This window comes from Salarchaeum sp. III, assembly GCF_036418315.1.
In the GTDB taxonomy this organism is placed as follows: Archaea; Halobacteriota; Halobacteria; order Halobacteriales; family Halobacteriaceae; genus Salarchaeum.
This window is the reverse complement of sequence record NZ_JAZHPG010000027.1, coordinates 346,321-364,497: the sequence shown is the minus strand read 5'-3', so window position 1 is coordinate 364,497 and position 18,177 is coordinate 346,321. Positions and strand designations below refer to the sequence as shown.

At 68.1% G+C, this 18,177-nt stretch carries 22 protein-coding genes; 15 read left to right on the top strand and 7 right to left on the bottom strand.

Annotation, left to right across the window (positions count from 1 at the left end):
* Positions 1 to 48: 48 nt before the first annotated feature.
* Both U3A55_RS12660 and U3A55_RS12655 read right to left on the bottom strand, forming a co-directional pair.
* The gene (locus U3A55_RS12660; protein ID WP_330991864.1) at positions 49 to 306 is read right to left on the bottom strand and encodes a hypothetical protein; all 258 of its coding nucleotides are present in this window, start codon (positions 304 to 306) and stop codon (positions 49 to 51) included.
* Positions 255 to 434 (bottom strand): hypothetical protein, encoded by a 180-nt coding sequence (locus tag U3A55_RS12655; RefSeq protein WP_330991863.1) that lies wholly within the window; start codon positions 432 to 434, stop codon positions 255 to 257. The genes U3A55_RS12660 and U3A55_RS12655 overlap by 52 nt, the downstream gene beginning before the upstream one ends.
* Before the next feature lie 94 nt (positions 435 to 528).
* Here U3A55_RS12655 and U3A55_RS12650 point away from each other — a divergent pair, with 94 nt between their 5' ends.
* From U3A55_RS12650 to U3A55_RS12640, 3 genes are all read left to right on the top strand, one after another.
* A complete protein-coding gene (locus tag U3A55_RS12650) occupies positions 529 to 2,397 on the top strand; it encodes a PINc/VapC family ATPase (protein ID WP_330991862.1) in 1,869 nt (622 codons plus the stop codon).
* A gap of 77 nt (positions 2,398 to 2,474) precedes the next feature.
* The gene (locus U3A55_RS12645) at positions 2,475 to 3,509 is read left to right on the top strand and encodes an ABC transporter ATP-binding protein (protein WP_330991861.1); all 1,035 of its coding nucleotides are present in this window, start codon (positions 2,475 to 2,477) and stop codon (positions 3,507 to 3,509) included.
* The gene (locus U3A55_RS12640; RefSeq protein WP_330991860.1) at positions 3,506 to 4,255 is read left to right on the top strand and encodes an SAM hydrolase/SAM-dependent halogenase family protein; all 750 of its coding nucleotides are present in this window, start codon (positions 3,506 to 3,508) and stop codon (positions 4,253 to 4,255) included. Before U3A55_RS12645 ends, U3A55_RS12640 begins: the two co-directional genes overlap by 4 nt.
* Here the strand turns inward: U3A55_RS12640 and U3A55_RS12635 are convergent.
* Complete coding sequence (locus U3A55_RS12635) at positions 4,252 to 4,521, bottom strand: ArsR family transcriptional regulator (RefSeq protein WP_330991859.1); 270 nt, start codon at positions 4,519 to 4,521, stop codon at positions 4,252 to 4,254. The two genes, U3A55_RS12640 and U3A55_RS12635, sit on opposite strands and share 4 nt — an antisense overlap.
* A gap of 131 nt (positions 4,522 to 4,652) precedes the next feature.
* Here U3A55_RS12635 and U3A55_RS12630 point away from each other — a divergent pair, with 131 nt between their 5' ends.
* The 4 genes from U3A55_RS12630 (at position 4,653) to hflX (ending at position 9,335) form a co-directional block, all read left to right on the top strand.
* Positions 4,653 to 4,955, top strand: a complete 303-nt coding sequence (locus U3A55_RS12630) for an EMC6-like membrane protein (RefSeq protein WP_330991858.1) — start codon at positions 4,653 to 4,655, stop codon at positions 4,953 to 4,955.
* A 1-nt stretch (position 4,956) separates the two neighbouring features.
* Positions 4,957 to 6,786, top strand: a complete 1,830-nt coding sequence (locus U3A55_RS12625) for a ribosome biogenesis/translation initiation ATPase RLI (protein WP_330991857.1) — start codon at positions 4,957 to 4,959, stop codon at positions 6,784 to 6,786.
* A 40-nt stretch (positions 6,787 to 6,826) separates the two neighbouring features.
* On the top strand, positions 6,827 to 7,873 hold the full coding sequence (locus U3A55_RS12620) for a baeRF10 domain-containing protein (protein ID WP_330991856.1): 1,047 nt from the start codon (positions 6,827 to 6,829) through the stop codon (positions 7,871 to 7,873).
* Positions 7,874 to 8,015: 142 nt separating this feature from the next.
* Positions 8,016 to 9,335 carry a GTPase HflX gene (hflX, locus tag U3A55_RS12615; protein ID WP_330991855.1) on the top strand — a complete coding sequence of 440 codons (1,320 nt, stop codon included), beginning with the start codon at positions 8,016 to 8,018 and terminating at the stop codon, positions 9,333 to 9,335.
* Between the two features lie 227 nt (positions 9,336 to 9,562).
* Here hflX and U3A55_RS12610 read toward each other — a convergent pair whose 3' ends face one another.
* On the bottom strand, positions 9,563 to 10,084 hold the full coding sequence (locus U3A55_RS12610) for an archaemetzincin family Zn-dependent metalloprotease (RefSeq protein WP_330991854.1): 522 nt from the start codon (positions 10,082 to 10,084) through the stop codon (positions 9,563 to 9,565).
* A gap of 39 nt (positions 10,085 to 10,123) precedes the next feature.
* Here U3A55_RS12610 and U3A55_RS12605 point away from each other — a divergent pair, with 39 nt between their 5' ends.
* The 5 genes from U3A55_RS12605 to npdG all read left to right on the top strand — a co-directional run bounded on the left by U3A55_RS12605 (position 10,124) and on the right by npdG (position 12,977).
* Positions 10,124 to 10,513, top strand: coding sequence for a UPF0146 family protein (locus tag U3A55_RS12605; RefSeq protein WP_442978305.1), 390 nt, complete (start codon positions 10,124 to 10,126; stop codon positions 10,511 to 10,513).
* Positions 10,514 to 10,541: 28 nt separating this feature from the next.
* Positions 10,542 to 11,408: a TIGR01548 family HAD-type hydrolase gene (locus U3A55_RS12600; RefSeq protein ID WP_330991853.1), complete on the top strand. Its 867-nt coding sequence runs from the start codon at positions 10,542 to 10,544 to the stop codon at positions 11,406 to 11,408.
* A gap of 106 nt (positions 11,409 to 11,514) precedes the next feature.
* Positions 11,515 to 11,961 carry an OsmC family protein gene (locus U3A55_RS12595; RefSeq protein WP_330991852.1) on the top strand — a complete coding sequence of 149 codons (447 nt, stop codon included), beginning with the start codon at positions 11,515 to 11,517 and terminating at the stop codon, positions 11,959 to 11,961.
* 42 nt (positions 11,962 to 12,003) lie between these two features.
* Positions 12,004 to 12,276, top strand: coding sequence for a hypothetical protein (locus U3A55_RS12590; protein ID WP_330991851.1), 273 nt, complete (start codon positions 12,004 to 12,006; stop codon positions 12,274 to 12,276).
* A 32-nt stretch (positions 12,277 to 12,308) separates the two neighbouring features.
* Positions 12,309 to 12,977: an NADPH-dependent F420 reductase gene (npdG, locus tag U3A55_RS12585; RefSeq protein WP_330991850.1), complete on the top strand. Its 669-nt coding sequence runs from the start codon at positions 12,309 to 12,311 to the stop codon at positions 12,975 to 12,977.
* On the opposite strand, the gene thiD is transcribed toward npdG, so the two are convergent.
* Both thiD and U3A55_RS12575 read right to left on the bottom strand, forming a co-directional pair.
* Complete coding sequence (thiD, locus tag U3A55_RS12580; RefSeq protein WP_330991849.1) at positions 12,974 to 14,290, bottom strand: bifunctional hydroxymethylpyrimidine kinase/phosphomethylpyrimidine kinase; 1,317 nt, start codon at positions 14,288 to 14,290, stop codon at positions 12,974 to 12,976. The two genes, npdG and thiD, sit on opposite strands and share 4 nt — an antisense overlap.
* Position 14,291: 1 nt before the next feature.
* On the bottom strand, positions 14,292 to 15,215 hold the full coding sequence (locus U3A55_RS12575; RefSeq protein ID WP_330991848.1) for a sulfide-dependent adenosine diphosphate thiazole synthase: 924 nt from the start codon (positions 15,213 to 15,215) through the stop codon (positions 14,292 to 14,294).
* Positions 15,216 to 15,337: 122 nt separating this feature from the next.
* On the opposite strand from U3A55_RS12575, the gene U3A55_RS12570 reads away from it, so the two are divergent.
* Positions 15,338 to 16,951, top strand: a complete 1,614-nt coding sequence (locus tag U3A55_RS12570; RefSeq protein ID WP_330991847.1) for an MDR family MFS transporter — start codon at positions 15,338 to 15,340, stop codon at positions 16,949 to 16,951.
* Between the two features lie 48 nt (positions 16,952 to 16,999).
* Here U3A55_RS12570 and trxA read toward each other — a convergent pair whose 3' ends face one another.
* Positions 17,000 to 17,269 (bottom strand): thioredoxin, encoded by a 270-nt coding sequence (gene trxA / locus U3A55_RS12565; RefSeq protein WP_330991846.1) that lies wholly within the window; start codon positions 17,267 to 17,269, stop codon positions 17,000 to 17,002.
* A 106-nt stretch (positions 17,270 to 17,375) separates the two neighbouring features.
* On the opposite strand from trxA, the gene U3A55_RS12560 reads away from it, so the two are divergent.
* Both U3A55_RS12560 and pdxT read left to right on the top strand, forming a co-directional pair.
* The gene (locus tag U3A55_RS12560; RefSeq protein ID WP_330991845.1) at positions 17,376 to 17,537 is read left to right on the top strand and encodes a preprotein translocase subunit Sec61beta; all 162 of its coding nucleotides are present in this window, start codon (positions 17,376 to 17,378) and stop codon (positions 17,535 to 17,537) included.
* Between the two features lie 40 nt (positions 17,538 to 17,577).
* On the top strand, positions 17,578 to 18,171 hold the full coding sequence (gene pdxT / locus U3A55_RS12555) for a pyridoxal 5'-phosphate synthase glutaminase subunit PdxT (protein ID WP_330991844.1): 594 nt from the start codon (positions 17,578 to 17,580) through the stop codon (positions 18,169 to 18,171).
* Positions 18,172 to 18,177: the final 6 nt, after the last annotated feature.

The following is an 18,177-nucleotide window of genomic DNA, read 5'->3' as shown; positions in this document are numbered from 1 at the left end:
GACACGGGCCGCGTTCGGAAAAAGGGAGGCGGCGGGGGCGACGGAGCGCTACACCGGGTCGAGCGATTCCACGACCGAGAACACGTCGCCGCCGCGGTCCGGCGAGAGGCTGAAACAGACGCCGTACTCGTCGCTGAGGACGACGCGGGCGACGAGGGCGTCCTCGAACGTGAGGACCGAACCGTGGAGAACGCCGAGCCGGCGGATGTCCTCGTGCCAGTCCTGAATGAGCGCCTCGAACACGAAGTCGTCCGTCACGGCCTCCAGGACGGTTTCGAGGCTGTCGTCGTCGTAGCCGGCTTCCACGTCGTCGCGGACGTACCGGACTCCCAGTCCTCGGCGGGGAAGTGGTGGACGACGACCGCGCGGAGGTCGTCGTCGAACGCCTCGCGGACGCGGTCGACGGCTCGCTCGCACTCCGCCGGCACGTTCATGATGTGTGATGACACACCGCTGAGCGCGAAAAAGCTGTTGCCCGCTCGGGCGGCGACGAACACCCTTATCAGCGGGCCGCAGGTATGTGGGGGTATGAAATTAGTGCCGGACACGAGCGTCGTCATCGACGGCCGCGTGAGCGCGGGCGTCGCGTCCGGCGAGTACGCTGACGCGACGGTTATCGTCCCCGAAGCGGTCGTGGGCGAAATCGAGGCGCAGGCCAACAGCGGCCGGAGCACCGGCTGGGACGGCCTTTCGGAGCTTCAGCGGCTCGCGGACCTCGCGGACGACGGCGACATCGACCTGCAGTACGTGGGCGACCGGGCGACGGAGGAGGACATCAAGCGCGCCGCCGCGGGCGCTATCGACGCCATCATCCGCGACGTGGCGGTGGAGTACGACGCGACGTTCGTCACGAGCGACATCGTGCAGTCGGAGGTCGCGAAGGCGAAGGGCCTCGACGTGCAGTACCTCGAACCGCTCGACGAGGAAGCGGGCGCGCTCGAAATCGAGCAGTACTTCGACGAGACGACAATGAGCGTCCACCTGAAGGAGGGCGTGGTGCCGATGGCGAAACGCGGCGACGTGGGCGACATCACGTACCAGGAGATCGGCTCCACGAAGCTGGACGTTGACACCCTGAAGGAGTACGCGAACGAAATCGTGGACACCGCGAAGCGCACCGACGAGGGGTTCGTGGAGCTCTCCGAGGAGGGGATGACCATCGCTCAGATTCGGGATATGCGTATCGCGATGGCGCGCCCACCGTTCAGCGACGGGTTCGAAATCACGGCAGTGCGTCCCATCGTGAAGACGACGATGGAGGAGTACGAGTTCGCGGACGAACTCAAGGACCGGATGCTGGAGCGCGACCGCGGCATCCTCATCGCCGGGTCACCGGGCGCGGGGAAGTCGACGTTCGGGCAGGCGGTCGCCGAGTTCCTGGACGACAACGGCTACGTCGTGAAGACGATGGAGAAGCCGCGCGACCTCCAGGTCGGCGACGAAATCACGCAGTACACGGAGCTCGGCGGGTCGATGGAGACCACCGCGGACTCGCTGCTGATGGTGCGGCCGGACTACACCATCTACGACGAGGTCCGGAAGACGGATGACTTCGAGGTGTTCGCGGATATGCGGCTCGCGGGCGTCGGGATGGTCGGCGTCGTGCACGCGACGCGCCCCATCGACGCGCTCCAGCGGCTCGTCGGCCGCGTGGAGCTCGGGATGATTCCGCAGATTGTCGACACGGTCGTGTTCATCGAGGCGGGCGACGTGGACACCGTCTACGACGTGAGTACGGAAGTGAAGGTGCCGGAGGGGCTGATGGAAGAAGACCTCGCGCGGCCCGTGATTCAGGTGTCGGACTTCGAGACCGGGCGGCCGGCGTACGAGATTTACACGTTCAACCGCCAGGTCGTCACGGTTCCGCTCGACGAAACCGGCGGTAGTTCGGAGTCCGGCGTCGGGAACCTCGCGAAGCAGGAGATAAAGCGCGAGATTCAGTCCGCGACCCGCGGGCCGGTGGAGGTCGAACTCCGCGGGCAGAACACCGCGGTCGTGTACGTTTCGGACGACGAAATCAGTCACGTCATCGGGAAGGGCGGCGGCCGCATCAGCGACATCGAGGAGCGCCTCGGTATCAGCATCGACGTGCGGACGCTGGACGAACTCCCGGAGACCCCGACGGCGTCCGGTGCTGGCAGCGCGGACGGGTCGGGCGCCGCGGAGCCGGAGGGCGAGGTCGTGACGCCGGACATCACGTCGCGCCACATCAACATTCCCGTGGAGAGCGCGTCTCCGGGCGATACGGTGGAGGTGCAGGCGGACGGCGACTACCTGTTCACTGCGACGGTCGGTCGCGGCGGCGACATTCAGGTGTCGCGCGGGAGCGCTATCGCGGAGGAACTCGAGCGCGCTATCGACCGGCAGGAGCGCATCACGGTCGTCGCAAACGAATAGATTCGACGGTGATAACACCCGGTGGTCCGAAGGATGTCGTATGACCATCGGTCGCGGCGGAACGGGGGTGACGGGTCGTGGTTGATGTGAGCCTGGACAGCGTGACGAAGGAGTTCGGCGCGACGACGGCGCTGGACGGCGTGTCCATCGATATCCGCGACGGCGAGTTCTTCACGCTCGTCGGCCCGTCCGGCTGCGGGAAAACCACGACCCTCCGCGCAGTCGCGGGGTTCGATGACCCCACGGCGGGCGCCGTGCGGTTCGACGGCGAGGACATTACTGGGGTTCCCGTGGACGAGCGCGACGTGGGTATCGTCTTCCAGAACTACGCGCTCTTCCCCCACATGACGGTCGGGGAGAACATCGCGTACGGCCTGCGGTTCCGGGACGCCCCCGGCGGCGCGAGCAGGGACGAGCGCGTCGAGGAACTGCTCGACCTCGTGGACCTCACGGGGTTCGAGGACCGCGACCCGAGCGAGCTATCGGGCGGCCAGCAACAGCGGGTCGCGCTCGCACGCGCGCTCGCCCCGGGTCCGAGCCTCCTCCTGCTGGACGAGCCGATGAGCGCGCTCGACGCCCGATTGCGGGAGACGCTGCGCCGGCACGTCAAGCGCATCCAGCGCGACCTCGACATTACTACCATCTACGTCACCCACGACCAGGAGGAGGCGTTGAGCATCTCCGACCGCCTCGCGGTGATGAACGACGGCCGGGTCGAGCAGGCCGGCACGCCCCAGGAGGTGTACCGGACGCCGGCAACCAGGTTCGTCGCGGAGTTCGTCGGGGACAACAACGTGTTCGACGGCACCGTCACCGGCCGCGAGGACGGCGTCGCGACGGTCGACGTAGACGGCGAGACGCTCCGCCTGGCGGACGCCGGGGGTGTGTCGGTCGGCGACCGCGTGACGTTCTGCGTGCGGCCCGAGCGCCTCACCCGGAACGCAAACGAGAACCGCCTCGACATCGCCGTCGACACCGCGGAGTTCCTCGGCGAGACGACCCGAGTGTACGGAACCTGGAACGACCGACAGATTGTCGTGCGCCTCGACGACGTGCCCGAGACGGAGACGCTCCCCCTCGGGTTCGCGCCCGGGGACGCCACACAACTATGATAACGCTCACCTCCGACTTCGGCAGTCCGTATCCGGCAGCGATGAAGGGCGTCGCCCTCCAGCGCACCGACGCCCGGTTGGTCGATATCGCGCACGACCTTCCGCGGCAGGACGTTCGCGCGGCCGCGTTCTGGCTGCGCGAGGTCGTTCCGTACTACCCGCCCGCGGTCCACCTCGTCGTCGTGGACCCCGGCGTCGGCACCGAGCGCGCCGCCATCGTCGTGCGCGTCGGCGACCACGCGTTCGTCGCGCCGGACAACGGCGTCGTCCGCCCCGCCGCCCGCGCGCTCGACGGCGACATCGAGGCGTTCGAAATCGACGATAGCGATGCGGCGAGTTCGACGTTCCACGGCCGCGACGTGTTCGCGCCCGCGGCGGGCGACGTACACGAAGCGGGCGTCGAGAACATCGAGGACATCGACGGTGTCACGCCCGTCGACGACTGCGTCGACCTCGCGCTGCCCGACGCCACCATCGAGGACGACACCGCACACGGCGAGGTGCTGGTCGTGGACGACTTCGGGAACGCCATCACGAACATCCCGGGCGAGTTCGTCGCGGACGCGGCGACCGTGCTCGTGAACGGCGAGCGCGCGCCCGTGGAACCGTCGTACGCGCACGTCGCTGTCAGGGAGCGACTAGTGACGGTGGCGAGCCACGAAAACGTCGAACTCGCCGTGAATCAGGGCCGGGGCGTGGACGCGTTCGGCGTGCGGCCCGGCGACAGCGTCGACGTGGAGCGCTAAGTCGCAGTCTCCGCGCCCGTCTCCGCCTCCTCGTCCGTCGTGGTGGTGAGGGAGTAGAGACTCTGGCGGGCGTCGGCGAAGTAGATGTCCTCGTCGACGACCTCGCGGTTCTCGAGGCGTTCGAGCGCGTACCGGACGGTACGCGCGGACAGCATCGACTCCTCGACGATTCCCTTCTGCGTTTTCGGACCGTCGTACTCGAGGACCTTGTAGACGAGTTTCGCGCTCGGCGGGAGGTCTTCGAGGACGTCCTCTGCTGCATCCATCGTTACGAATCGAAACATCCGAATAACCATAAATCTGCGGGAACTCCTCTCGTGGGGTGGTGTGGCAGGGCGCGCGGAGCGGTCGTACGACAAGCGAACTGCTTTTGAGCGTCCCCCGCCCAACTCCGGGTATGTCGACCGAGACAGCGCCCCGAATGGACCCCCACCGCCGCGGCGTGGCCGTGACCACGGTCGCCTGCCTCACCGGCGTGGCGGCGGGCGTCCTGTCGAGCGCGCTCGCGACCGGTGCGACGGACACCACCGGCCTCGGGCTCGCCATCGTCGCGATGCTCATCAACGTCGGGGTGCTCCGCGTGCTCGGCGTGAACGTCAGCGAGTTCGGCGCGAAAGACCACCTCTACACCGCCTTCATGACGTTCGCGCTCTGGTTCATCACGTGGGGCATCCTCCTCACTGAATCGGTGAGCCTGTAGGATGGCCCAGGACAGCATCGCGGTCGTGGACCTCGACAGGTGCTCCCCCGACCGCTGTAACTACGAGTGCTCGAACTACTGTCCGCCGAACCGGACGGGCAAGGAGTGCATCACGCTCCGCGGCGAGGACACCGAAACCGGAACGCCCGACCAGGTCCAGATTTCAGAGGAGATCTGTCTCGGCGAAACCTGTGGTATCTGCGTCGAGAAGTGTCCGTTCGACGCCATCGAAATCATCAACCTTCCCCAGGAGCTGGAGGACCGCGCGACCCACCGGTACGGCGACAACGCGTTCGCGCTCTACGGCCTCCCCATCCCCGAGAAAGGGAAGGTGACGGGGCTGCTCGGCCCGAACGGCATCGGTAAATCGACGGCCGTGAAGGCGCTCGCTGGCGAAATCACGCCGAACCTCGGACGCGTGGAGGACGAGCCCGGCTGGGACGAAGTCATCGAACACTACCGCGGCACCGAACTCCAGGACTACCTGAAGGGCGTGCGCGACGGCGACATCAACGTCGCGCGCAAACCCCAGTACGTCGACCAGATTCCGGAGACGTTCGACGGGAACACGCGCGAACTCCTCGAACGCGCGGACGAACGCGGCGTGCTCGACGAGCTCGCGGACCGCCTCTCCATCACGCCCGTGCTCGACCAGGAAATCGACTCGCTCTCCGGCGGCGAACTCCAACGGGTCGCGCTCGCCGCGACGCTCGCGCGGGACGCGGACTTCTACTTCGTCGACGAACTCACGCCCTACCTCGACATCGGCCAGCGCGTCACCGCCGCACGCCTCGTCCGTGAACTCGCGGAGGAGGAGGACAAGGCCGTGCTCGTCGTCGAACACGACCTCGCCGTCCTCGACCTGCTCGCGGACAGCCTCCACGTCGCGTACGGTGAACCCTCGGTGTACGGCGTCGTCACCGACCCGAAGTCCGTGCGGAACGGCATCAACGAGTACCTCCGCGGGTACCTCGACAACGAGAACATGCGGATTCGCCCGGAAGCCATCGAGTTCGAGGAACACGCCCCGCGGCCGGTGACGGAAGCCGAGACGCTTGTCGACTACCCGTCGATGACGAAGTCCTACGGCGAGGGCGAGTTCAGCCTCGACGTGGAGGGCGGGGAGATTCGGAAGAACGAGGTGCTCGGCGTGGTCGGCCCGAACGGCATCGGGAAGTCCACGTTCGCGAAACTGCTCGCGGGTCGCACCGAACCCACGACCGTGAAGGGCGAGGACACCGACCTCGATTTGGACCTCGATATCGCGTACAAACCCCAGTACGTCGAGGTCGACCAGCACATGCGGGTGGACGCCTTCCTCTCCTCGATTACGGACGAGTTCGGGACGAGCTACTGGAACACCGAAATCGCACAGCCGCTCCAGCTCGACCGAATCATGGAGCAGAACCTCGCCGACCTCTCCGGCGGCGAACGCCAGCGCGTCGCCATCGCCGCGACCCTCAGTCGGGACGCCGACCTCTACCTGCTCGACGAGCCGAGCGCACATCTCGACGTCGAACAGCGCGTGCTCGCGACGCGCGCCATCCGCCGATACGCGGAGAACCACGAGTCCACGGTCATGGTCATCGACCACGACATCTACATGATCGACCTCGTCTCCGACCGCCTGATGGTGTTCGACGGCGAACCCGCGCACCACGGCCGCGCCAGCCCCGCACAGGAGATGCGCGCCGGCATGAACGAGTTCCTCGCGAACCTCGACATCACGTTCCGTCGCGACGAGAACCTGGGGCGACCGCGCATCAACAAGCCCGGGAGCCAGCTCGACAAGCAGCAGAAGCGCGACGGCGAGTACTACTACACGCAGTAGCGGCCCCGCTCCTTTTCCGGAGTCCGCCGATACCCGACGTATGGAGCAGCGGCTGGACCGCGGGGAGCGAATCGCGGCCGTGCGGGACGCGAGCGCGGACGGCGACCGACTGGTGTCGGTGGCGGTGCCGCCCGGGGAGCGCGGCGCGTACCTCGAACGCGTGGAGGAAGCGCGCGCGGCGGCCGAGTACCTCGACGGCGCGGCGAGCGAACCGCTCCGGGAGGCGCTCGACCGCGCGGTTCACGTCCTGCACGAGTCCGAGGGCGGCGACAGCGGCCTGCTCGTCTACACGGGCGTGCTCGACGGCGACCTCCGCGAGTTCGTGTTCACGGAGCCGCCCGGACGCGTCGCTGAGGGCGTGTTCGAGCACGGGAACGCGTTCGTCACGGACCCACTCGACTCCCGGACAGCGGAGACGCCGACCGTCGGGCTGGTCGTGGTGGAGCGCGGCGGCGCGGCCATCGGCCGGATGGACGACGGCGTCGACGTACTGGAGACCCTCGACAGCGAGGTGCCGGGGAAGACGCGGGCGGGCGGACAGTCCGCGGACCGGTTCCGGCGGCGGCGCGAAGAGCGCAAGCGCGAGTTCTTCGAGAGCATCGCGGACGCCACCGAACGGGCGTTCGACGACCCGGACGCCGTCGTGCTCGGCGGAACGCACGTCACGGTGGAGGCGTTCCGGGACGGCGACTACCTTCCGACCCGACTCGAAGACCGGGTCGCGGGAACGTACGCGGTGGAGCACGCCGGGAAGCGCGGTCTCGAACAGCTCGCGTCGAAGGCCCGAGGCGACGTGACGGACGCGCACGCGGACGCCCGAAACGCCATCAGCGCGTTCTTCGACCGACTGCCGGACGGCGAAGTCGTATACGGCGCCGAGTCGGTGGACGACGCGCTCACGTACGGCGCGGTCGCCCGCCTGCTCGTCTCGGAGACCGTCGACGCCGAAGAGCGCGAGGAGTACGCGGAGCGCGCCGACGACGAGGGCGGCGAGTGCATCGTCGTCCCCACCGACATCGAGGGCGGCCAGCGGTTCGCGGACGCGTTCGGCGGGCTGGCCGCGCTCCTCCGCTTCCCCGTCGAGTAGGCCCAAGATTCTTGTATCCCGCCCGAATCCGTCAAATCGACATGGAGACCCTTTCTCAGTAGCCGGGGCCGCCGCCCGGTAGCGACTGGGTCGGCCGGCTCACGACGCGTTCGTTCGTCGAGCAACCGACACCCAGAATACAATGTCACGAGAAGACACAGCGATAGTAGCGAAACGCGTAGACGACTCTCCGGCGGACACCGGAGAAATCAGGGCGCTCGCCCGGTCGGCGGGCTACACCGTCGCTGGCGAGGTCGTCCAGCGACGCGACCCGCATCCCGGCCACGAGTTCGGCGCGGGCGCAATTGCGGAGATGCGACGCGAAGTCCGGGCGGCCGACGCGGACGCCGTCGTGGTGGACAACGACCTCGACGCGAACCGGGCGTTCGCGCTCGCCGACCGCCTCCCCGGCGATACCGGCGTCCGCGACCGGAAGCGCCTCGTCATCGACATCTTCGGCGAGCGCGCGGAAACCCGGCGCGCCCAGCTGGAGGTGCGGCTGGCCGAGTTGGAGTACGAACTCCCGCGGGCGGAGGAGCGCGCGAAGCGCGGCGAGGACGTGGGCCGCCAGGGCTTCAAGAGCGCCGGCGAGTCTCCGGCCTCCCAGGTTCGCGCGGCGTACAAGCGCGAAATCAAGCAAGTCGAGGACGCGCTCGCGGAGGTCGAGACCGCGGACGCGACCCGGCGTGCAGACCGGCACGCGGCGGGGTTCGACCTCGTCGCGCTCGCCGGGTACACGAACGCGGGGAAGTCCACGCTCCTCCGGCGGCTCGCGGACGACCACGCGGTCGGGGAGAACGACCGCCGGCATGCCGACCTCGCGGGCGTCGCGGAGTCCCACGACGGCTTGTTCACGACGCTGAACACGACGACACGGCGGGCGACCGTCGGCGACCATCGGTTGCTGGTGACGGACACCGTCGGGTTCGTCTCCGGGCTACCGCACTGGCTCGTGGACTCCTTCGAGTCGACGCTCGCGTCCGCATACCGGGCGGACGCGGTGCTGTTGGTCGCGGACGCTACCGACCCCGCGGAGCGCCTCCGGGAGAAGGTGGCGACGAGCCGGGACGTGCTCGCCGACAACCGGGACGCGGACGACGGCGTCGTCCCAGTCCTGAACAAGGTCGACGCGGCGGATCGGCTCGACGAGAAGCGGCGGGTCGTCCGAGAGATTGTCGGCGACCCCGTGTGCGTGAGCGCGCTCGACGGCGACGGACTGGAGCGGCTCGGAGACCGTTTGGCCGCGGTGCTTCCGGAGCGCGAGACGGCGCGGTTCTCGCTCCCGCAGTCGGACGACGCGATGTCGTTCGTCTCCTGGCTCTACGACCACGCGAACGCGGTCGAGGTCGCGCACGGCGAGACGGTGGAAGTCGAGGTTTCGGGACGACCCGAGGTCGTGGCGCTCGCTCGCGGCCGCGCGAGCGACGTAGGGGCTGACACGGCGGCGCGTCGGGATTCGTAGCGGGCGCGCCGCCGGGTTTCGCGCTCCACGCCACGGCTCGTCTCAGAGCACACCACCCGCTGGCCGCTCATTCGTATTTGAAGGTTCGTGCGGTCGCGAGAAGGGGTCGAGCATTCGCGCCGCGGAGCGGCGCGATTCACCGGTCGCCTCTGGCGATCGGGAGTTTTTCCCTCCAGGTTTTTACTGTGGGGAGTCGCCGCAGGCGACCCTCGCAGTAAAAAGGTGGGTTAGAAGACCGAGCGCTGGCAGCTTCCGCAGAGGGTCTGTTCTTTGCGGTCGACTTCTTGGACGGTGGGGGAGACGCTCATGGCGCAGCGGTTGTTGTCGCAGTGTTCGAGGCCGAGGGTGTGGCCGAGTTCGTGCACGACTTCTTTGCGGACGCGGTCGGAGAACACTTGCGTGGAGGAGCGTTCGGAGAAACCGCCGTCGCTTGAGGTTTGGAGGCGATAGGTGGAGACGACGCAGCCGCGGCCGTCGAGGTAGGCGAGGCCGAAGACGTAGTTGCGGCGGCGGTAGTAGAGGTCGTTCGGGGTGAGGGCGATTGCTTTCTCGCCGGTTCCGGCGCGGGTGGCGATGTCGATGAAGTCGCTGGCGCGGTACTGGCCGCGAGAGCTGTCGTAGGCGCCGTCGGGGAGGGGTTGTTCCGTGGCGAGGGTGACATCGCAGTCGTAGATGGAGCGGAGTCCCGTCGAGGCCTCGCGCTTGACGCTCGCGGAGACGTCCCCGATGGGGACGATGTCGACACGCATGGGAACGCCTATGCCGTGCTCTGGCATAAATATCTCGACGTGAGCGATTTCGCGGGTGAACTGGCGGATGAAATCGCGGGCGCGGAGCGGGTGGTGGAGGTCGGCGTGGGGCGGCGGCCGGATGTGGCGGAACGGCTCGCGGCGCGCGGGGTGTCGGTAGTGGCGACGGACATCGTGACCCGGGAGACGCCGCCGGGGGTCGAGTTCGTGGTGGACGACGTGACGACTCCCGACCGGTCGGTGTACGAGGGCGCAGATGTCGTGTTCGCGCGAAATCTACCGCCGGAACTCCAGCGGCCCGTCGCGGACGTGGCAGTGGCCGTGGGGGCGGCGTGCTATTTCACGACGCTCGGCGGCGACCCGGCGGTGGTGCCGGTGGAGCGCCGGACGCTCGGGCGGGAGACGCTGTTCGTCGTCTCCCGGAACTGATTTTTCGCGTGCGGGGCGAGTTGGTGGTATGAACGTGGATACGGTCGTCCTGGACGTGGACGGCGTGCTGGTGGACGTGGCGGACTCCTATCGGCGAGCCATCGTGGAGTCCATCGAGGCGGTGTACGGGGAGACGATTCCGAAGGCGGGGGTTCAGTCCTTCAAGAACGCGGGCGGGTTCAACAACGACTGGACGCTGACGGACGCGGCGGCGCTGTTCGTGCTCGCGACGCGCGAGGGGCTCTCGATGGACCTCGAGGGGTTCACGGCCGAAGTCGGGAAGCGCGGCGGCGGGCTGTCGGCGGCGGAGGCGGTCGTGTCGGCGGCCCTCCCCGCTGAGGCGGAAGCGCGCGTGCGCGAGGACTGGGCGCCGGAACGCCTGCGTGAGACGTTCCAGGCGCTCTATCTGGGAAGCGAATTGTATCGGGAAATCGAGGACGGGGAGCCCGAGCGGGAGACGCGCGGGTTCATCAACGACGAACCGGTCATCGTCGAGTCGGAGACGATAGCGCGGCTGACGGACGCGTACGACGTGTGCGTGCTGACGGGGCGACCGGAGGCGGAGGCCGAAATCGCGCTGGAACGCGTGGGGCTGGACGTACCCGCGGAGCGCCGGTTCACGATGGACGACTGGGAGGAGGGAAAACCGCACCCGCGCGCCCTGGTGGCGCTCGCGGAGCGCTGCGATAGTTCGGGCGTCGTGTTCGTCGGTGACACGCTGGACGACATCGAGACGGCGGTGAACGCCGCGGAGGCGGACCCCGAGCGCGACTACCACGGCGTCGGCGTGCTCACTGGCGGCCTGACGGGCGAGGAGGGACGGCGGAAGTACGAGGATGCGGGCGCGACGGCCGTGCTGGATTCCGTGAACGACCTCCCGGGCTTCCTCGAGTAGGGGTCGGGGACGACCGGTCGTCGCGAAACTCGCCACCACCTCGTTTCGCCGGTAATTCCGGACGGTGGCGGCGTTTCTTTGCCGTTTGCGGGCGTGGTGTGTAGTGATGAGTTCGGAAACCCAGCTGGCGGAGTTCTCGGTGAGCGCGGAGTCGAACGACGCGGCGCAGACGACCGTCTCGACCCGCGGACACGAGTTCGTCGTGGACGAACCGACCGCGAACGGCGGACAGGACGAGGGGCCGACGCCCGTCGAGTACCTGCTCGGGGCGTGGGCGGGCTGCCTGAACGTCACGGGACACGCGGTCGCCGACGACCACGACATCACCCTCGAGTCGCTCGAAATCGACCTCGCGGGCGGCCTCGACCCGCGGAAGCTCCAGGGTCGCGCGGACGACGTGCGCGCCGGCTTCCAGCACATCGAGGTCGAACTCGACGTGGAGGCCGACGCGACCGAGGAGGAACTGGACGCGTGGCTCGCCGCCGTGGAGGAGCGCTGTCCCGTCGCCGACAACCTCACGAGCGAGACGCCGACGACGCTCGGGTTCGCCTGAACGGCCGTCGTTTATTTTTGGGCGGCGTCACACCCGCCGAGTATGGAGTACATCGCGACGGTACTGGCGAAGCAAGGTGCGGGTCCGGTGACGGTCGAGGTGGACGACGAGTGGACTCACGAGATACAACTGGAGTACGCGGACGTGGAGGAAGACGGGTTCTTCGCGGAAGGCCGGGACCGCGAAGGAGACGACGTGGCGTTCGAGTTCCGGACGCCGAAGACGGAGAACGAACCGATCACACTCTACCGGAAGCACGCCCGCGACGACGAGTGGGAGGAAGTCGGTCGCGTGACGGACGTGGCGGAAGACTAGATACTTATTCGCGGCCCCGGTGACGTACCCGTATGCGAATCGCGTTACTCGGCGGCACGGGCGACATCGGCGAGGGACTCGCGCTCCGATGGGGGTACGACACCGACCACGACATCGTCATCGGGTCGCGGGACCCGGCGCGCGCCCGTGAGAAAGCCAAGGAGTACGAGACCGAGCTCGACAGCCGGGGTATCGACCGGAAGGTGACCGGGTTCGAGAACGGGATGGCCGCCGACCGCGCGGACGTGGTGGTCGCCGCAGTGCCCGCCTACCACCTCAGCGATACCGTCGAGGCTGTCCGCGACCGCCTCGACGAGGACACGGTTCTGGTGTCGCCGGCCGTGGGGATGCAGCGCGACGAGGACGGCTTCCACTACAATCGTCCGGGCGCGGGGAGCGTCACGGCGCTCGCGGCGGAGGCCGCGCCGGACGACGTGCCCGTTGTCGGGGCGTTCCACAACCTCGCGGCGGACCGCCTCGCGAACCTCGACGTGGAACTCGACCTCGACACGCTCGTCGTGGGCGACGACGATGACGCGAAGGGACTCGTCGCCGAACTCGGCCAGGACATCGACGGGCTGCGCGTACTGGATGCCGGTCCGCTCGGCGTCGCGGCGGAAGTCGAGACGGTGACGCCGCTCGTCATCAACATCGCGATGAACAACAAGGGAATGCACGACGTCGGCGTGACGTTCGACTAGCGCGGTCGCTCGCCGGCGTCGGCCGTGAGCGCGAGGAGGTTGTTTTCGAGGGCGTCTATCGAGTCCGCGAGGAGGCGAATCATCGGTTCTTTGCCGTGCGCGCCGTCGTCTGCGATAGCCGTCGGTGCGCGCTCACGAGTCCGCATCGCGCGGTCGGCGGTCCAGTCCATCGTGCCGGCCGCGTCCGCGGGTTCGTTCGTTCGGTCGACGAACACGACGTCGTCGAGGGCGTCGAGCGCGGCGTCGGTGCGGCGGACGTTCGCGGCCGCGGAGACGGTCGGGTCGTGCTGGCGGACGCCGCAGAGGAGGCGGGCGACGTGGCTGGACGCGCCGCGGCGGACGCCAGCGGGCGCGCGAACGCCGCCGACGGTTCGTGTGAGTCGGCCGTCGGTCGCGACGACTTCGGTGGGTCTCGTCGCGCCGTGGGGCGCGGCGGCGAGCGTCGTTCCGACCTCGGGAATCAGGTCAGCGGGGGCGGCGCGTTCGACGGCGCGGACGGCGTCGGTCAGGGCGTCCGCGGTTCGCGCGGTGTCGGCGTCGGTGTGGAGGGGGGCGAGGTGGTTCACCGGGCCGGCGCCCGCGCCCAGGTCGAGGCCGCGTTCGATGGTGCGCACGACGTAGTCGGTCGCGGCTTCGACGGCGTCCGGGAGCGGGGTGCCGGTGGCGAGTTCGGCGGCGAGCGCCGCCGAGAGCGTACAGCCGCTCCCGTGGGTGGCGGCGGTGTCGATTCGGTCGTGTTCGAACGTCGTCGCGTCGTCCGCGACGAGGACGTCCACGGGGTCGGCGTCGAGGTGGCCGCCCGTGACCAGTACGGCGTCCGCGCCGAGGTCGCGGAGGCGGTCGCCCGCGCGCCGCATATCGTCGGCGTCCTCGACGGTCGTGTCCGCGAGGAGTTCCGCCTCGGGGACGTTCGGCGTGAGGAGCGTTGCGCGCGGGAGGAGGGCGTCGCGGACGGCGCGGACGCCGGCGTCGTCGAGGAGGCGGTCGCCGGACTGCGCGACGACAACGGGGTCCACGACGAGCGGAATCGTCGGCAGGGCGTCGGCGACGGTTCGAACGGTGTCGGCAGAGGCGAGCATTCCGGTCTTCGCCGCGGCGACCGGGAGGTCGTCGCAGACGGCGGAAATCTGGGCCTCGACGGTCTCCGGCGGGACGTGGTGAATGTCGCTGACGCCCGTGGTGTTCTGTGCGGTGAGCGCCGTGACGGCGGACGCGCCGAACGCGCCGCGGGCCTCGATGGCTTTGAGGTCGGCCTGCACGCCGGCACCGCCGCCGCTGTCCGACCCCGCGACGGTGAGCGCGACGGGACGCATCTCAGTCGTCCGCGACGGCGGTTGGTTCGACGCCGAGTTCGACGGGTGGCGCGTCGCGGTCGAGTTCGTCGAGCGCGACCTCCGCGGCGCGCTTCCCGGAGAGGAGCATCGCGCCGAACGTCGGCCCCATCCGCGTGAGCCCGTGGTACGTCGCGGTCGAGAGCCCCGCGGTCAGGAGGCCGTCGTGCACGAGTCCGGTCTTCTCGACGACTTTGTCCTCGGAGTCGGAGACCCACATCGAGTCGTGGCCGGGGGAGTCGTGGCCGGGCGCGCCGTACTCGCCGTCGCCGCTCGTGTCCATCCCGGTCGTCTGCGTGGTGTCGATGCCGGGCGCGTCGAGCACGCCGCGTTCGTGGAGTTTGGAGACGACGACCGCCTCGTGGCCGGTCGCGTCGACGACGAGGTCGGACTCGATGGCGACGGGGTCGACGCACGTCAGCTCGCGGGGGAGCGAGTGGACGGGCGTCCAGTTGAGAACCGCGCCCGCGACCCGGTGGTCGTCGCGGACGACGATGTCCGTGAACTCGGTCATGTTCTGGATGCGTGCGCCGGCGTCGCAGGCGGCTTCGATGAGCGCGCTGCTGCAGTGGGGGGCGGACGCGACGTAGAGCCCTTCGGACTCCTCGGACTCCTGGTAGGGGACGCCGAGTTCGTCGAGGACGGCCTGCGCGGGGTCGCGGACGGTGAGTTTGTTCATGAGGAAGCCGCCGAGCCAGAACCCCCCGCCGAGGTAGTTGTTCTTCTCGACGACGGTGACGTCGACGTCTCGCTCCGCGAGTTCTTTCGCCGCGGTGAGGCCGGCGGGGCCGCCGCCGACGATGATGACGTCGCTCTCCGTGCCGTCCATGAATTCACCGTGCCACGACTGCGCGATGGCGCGGGTGACCTGTGCTTCGCCGGTGTCCGCGAATCCGTCGAACTGCATACAACCTAGTTATACCATGGGGTAATTAAACGTTGTGCGGCCGAGATCGTGTCGAAACGCTTAATCCTGACTGACTGGTTAGTTAGTATCGTGTCTCAGGAACTATCACGGAGGTGGCGGGCGTGAGCGGCGCCACCGGAAGCGGCCTCGGCCGCGAGCGGCTCGTCATCCTCGGCGGCCTCATGCTCGGCATGCTCCTCGGCAGTATCGATCAGTCCATCGTTTCCACCGCGCTCCCGACCATCGTCGGCGAACTCGGCGGCACGGGAAGCCTCTCCTGGATCGTCACCGCGTACATGATCACCGTCGCCGTCACCACCCCGCTGTACGGGAAGCTCTCTGACATTTATGGGCGGTCCGTCATCTACGAGTTCTCGATCGCCGTTTTCCTCGTCGGCAGCGCGCTCAGCGGTCTCTCCGGCGACATCCCCGTCCTGAACGAGTACCTCAACGGGATGACGCAGATCACCATCTTCCGCGCGCTCCAGGGCATCGGCGCCGGCGGCCTCATCGCCATGGCCACCACCATCCTCGGCGACATCTTCAGCCCGCGCGAACGCGGCAAATACATGAGTTACATGATGCTGATTTTCGGCGCGTCCACCGTCGGCGGCCCGGTTCTCGGCGGCTGGCTCACCGACCAGTTCACGTGGCGGTACATCTTCTACATCAACATCCCCATCGGTCTCGCCGCCATCGCGGTCATCCACCGGTACCTCGACCTCCCCGTCCCGAACGAAACACACACCATCGACTATCTCGGAGCGGCCCTCCTCACGGTCGCCGTCGGCGCCCTCATGCTCGTCACGTCGTGGGGCGGCACGCGATACGCCTGGGAGTCCACGCAAATCCTCGGTCTCGCCGCGGTCACGATCATCGGGACCGCGCTCTTCGTCTATCAGGAGCTCCGGGTCGACGAACCGATATTCCCCATCCGACTCCTTCGGAAGCGGACCATCGCGGGCGTCGACCTCCTGAGCTTCTGCGTCGGCATCGGCATGCTCGGCGGAACCACCTACCTCCCCGTCTTCCTCCAGACCGTCCTGGGGCAGTCCGCCACCAACTCCGGTCTCCTCCTCCTCCCGCTCGTCGGCGGCCTGATGATCACGAACTTCGTCACCGGCCAGCTCATGACCCGGCTCGGGCGGTACAAGATGTTCACGGTGCTCGGAGCCGCAATCACGACCGTCGGCTACTACCTTCTCAGCACGATGGGAGTGACCACGACCCAGACCGAGTCCAGCGTCTTCATGTTCATCGCGGGACTCGGCCTCGGGTTCGTCATGCCCACGCTCACGGTCGCCGTGCAGAACGTCGTCGAGCGCAGGAACCTCGGCGTCGCGACCACGTCCGTCACGTTCAGCCGGAGCCTCGGAAGCGGAATCGGCGTCGCCGTCTTCGGTGCAATCCTCTCAAATCAGCTCACGGACCGTATCGCGAGCTCGTACGCCGCGGGCGAACTCCATCAGTCCACGGTTCAGATCCTCTCAAGCGCTGGATCGAACCTCAGCCCGAAAGTCCTCGAGAAGATAGCGGAAGCGGCGGGAGGCGACATCCCGATCGTGAAGGGCGTGCTCGCGAGCAGCCTCGACGTCCTGTTCCTCTCCGGTGCGGCCATCGTCGGATTCGGGTTCCTCGTCGCGCTCGTCCTCCCGAACATCGACCTCGGCGAGGAAGCCCACGTCGACGTGGAAAGCGAGGCGATGACGGACGGCGGCCGTCCGCTCGACGACTGAACCGGCGGCTACGAACCCACGTATCGAATCAGGAAAAGAACCGCCGTGCTACGCGCCCGCTTCCTCGAAGGCGGCTTCGAGCTTCTCCGCCTGCGTCACGCCGACGAACCGCTCGACGATTCCGTCGTCGTTCTCCACGACGATGGTCGGGATGGAGCGGACCTGGTACTCGTTCGCCACGTCCTGGGCGTCGTCCACGTCGATTTTCTCGAACTGCACGCGCTCGCCCCACTCCTCTTCGAGTTCTTCGAGGATCGGGTCCTGCGTCTTGCACGGGCCACACCAGTCGGCGTAGAAGTCCTTGAGGGTGACAGTCATCGGTCTACCTGAACTTGCCGTTCCGCTCGCATAAGGGTTACTCAGAACACGTCGCTTGCCGCCACCCATGGAAAGGTTTACGCGGTCCGAGCGACGAACGTGGGGTATGAGCAGTGGTCAGAACTCGGGCGGTCTGATGTCGAGCGCGGGACTCGTCCGGTACTTCGACTCCGAGAGTTCGAATGCCGTCCGCGTCGGCCCGAAGTCGGTCGTCGCGTCCGGCGTCGTGTTCGGCATCGCCGTCCTCATTCTCAGCATGATGGTCTGAGTTCCGAGGCGCATAAACCACTTCCCCGCGAACCCCCGGTATGACGCTGAAAGCCGGTGTCGTCGCCGTCCAGGGCGACGTCAGCGAACACGGCGACGCGATTCGGCGAGCGGCCGCGAACCACGGCCGGGACGCCGAGGTCGTCGAAATCAGGAAGTCCGGAATCGTCCCGGAGTGCGACGTGCTCTTGCTTCCCGGCGGGGAGTCCACCGCCATCTCGCGACTCCTCTCCCGGCAGGGTATCGACGACGAAATCAAGCGCCACGTCGAGGCCGGGAAGCCCGTTCTCGCGACGTGCGCCGGTCTCATCGTGGCGTCCCGTGACGCGCGCGACGACCGCGTGGAGACGCTCGACCTCGTGGACGCGACCGTGGACCGGAACGCGTTCGGCCGCCAGAAGGACAGTTTCGAGGCGCCGCTCGACGTGGAGGGCCTCGACGAGCCGTTCCCGGCGGTGTTCATTCGCGCACCCCTCATCGCGGAGGTCGGGCCTGACGTGGAGGTGCTCGCGTCCTGGGACGAGACGCCCGTGGCGATTCGGGCCGGTCCGGTCGTCGGCACGTCCTTCCACCCCGAGTTGACGAGCGACAGCCGAATCCACGACCTCGCGTTCTTCGCGGAGGCGGAAGCGTGAGCGACC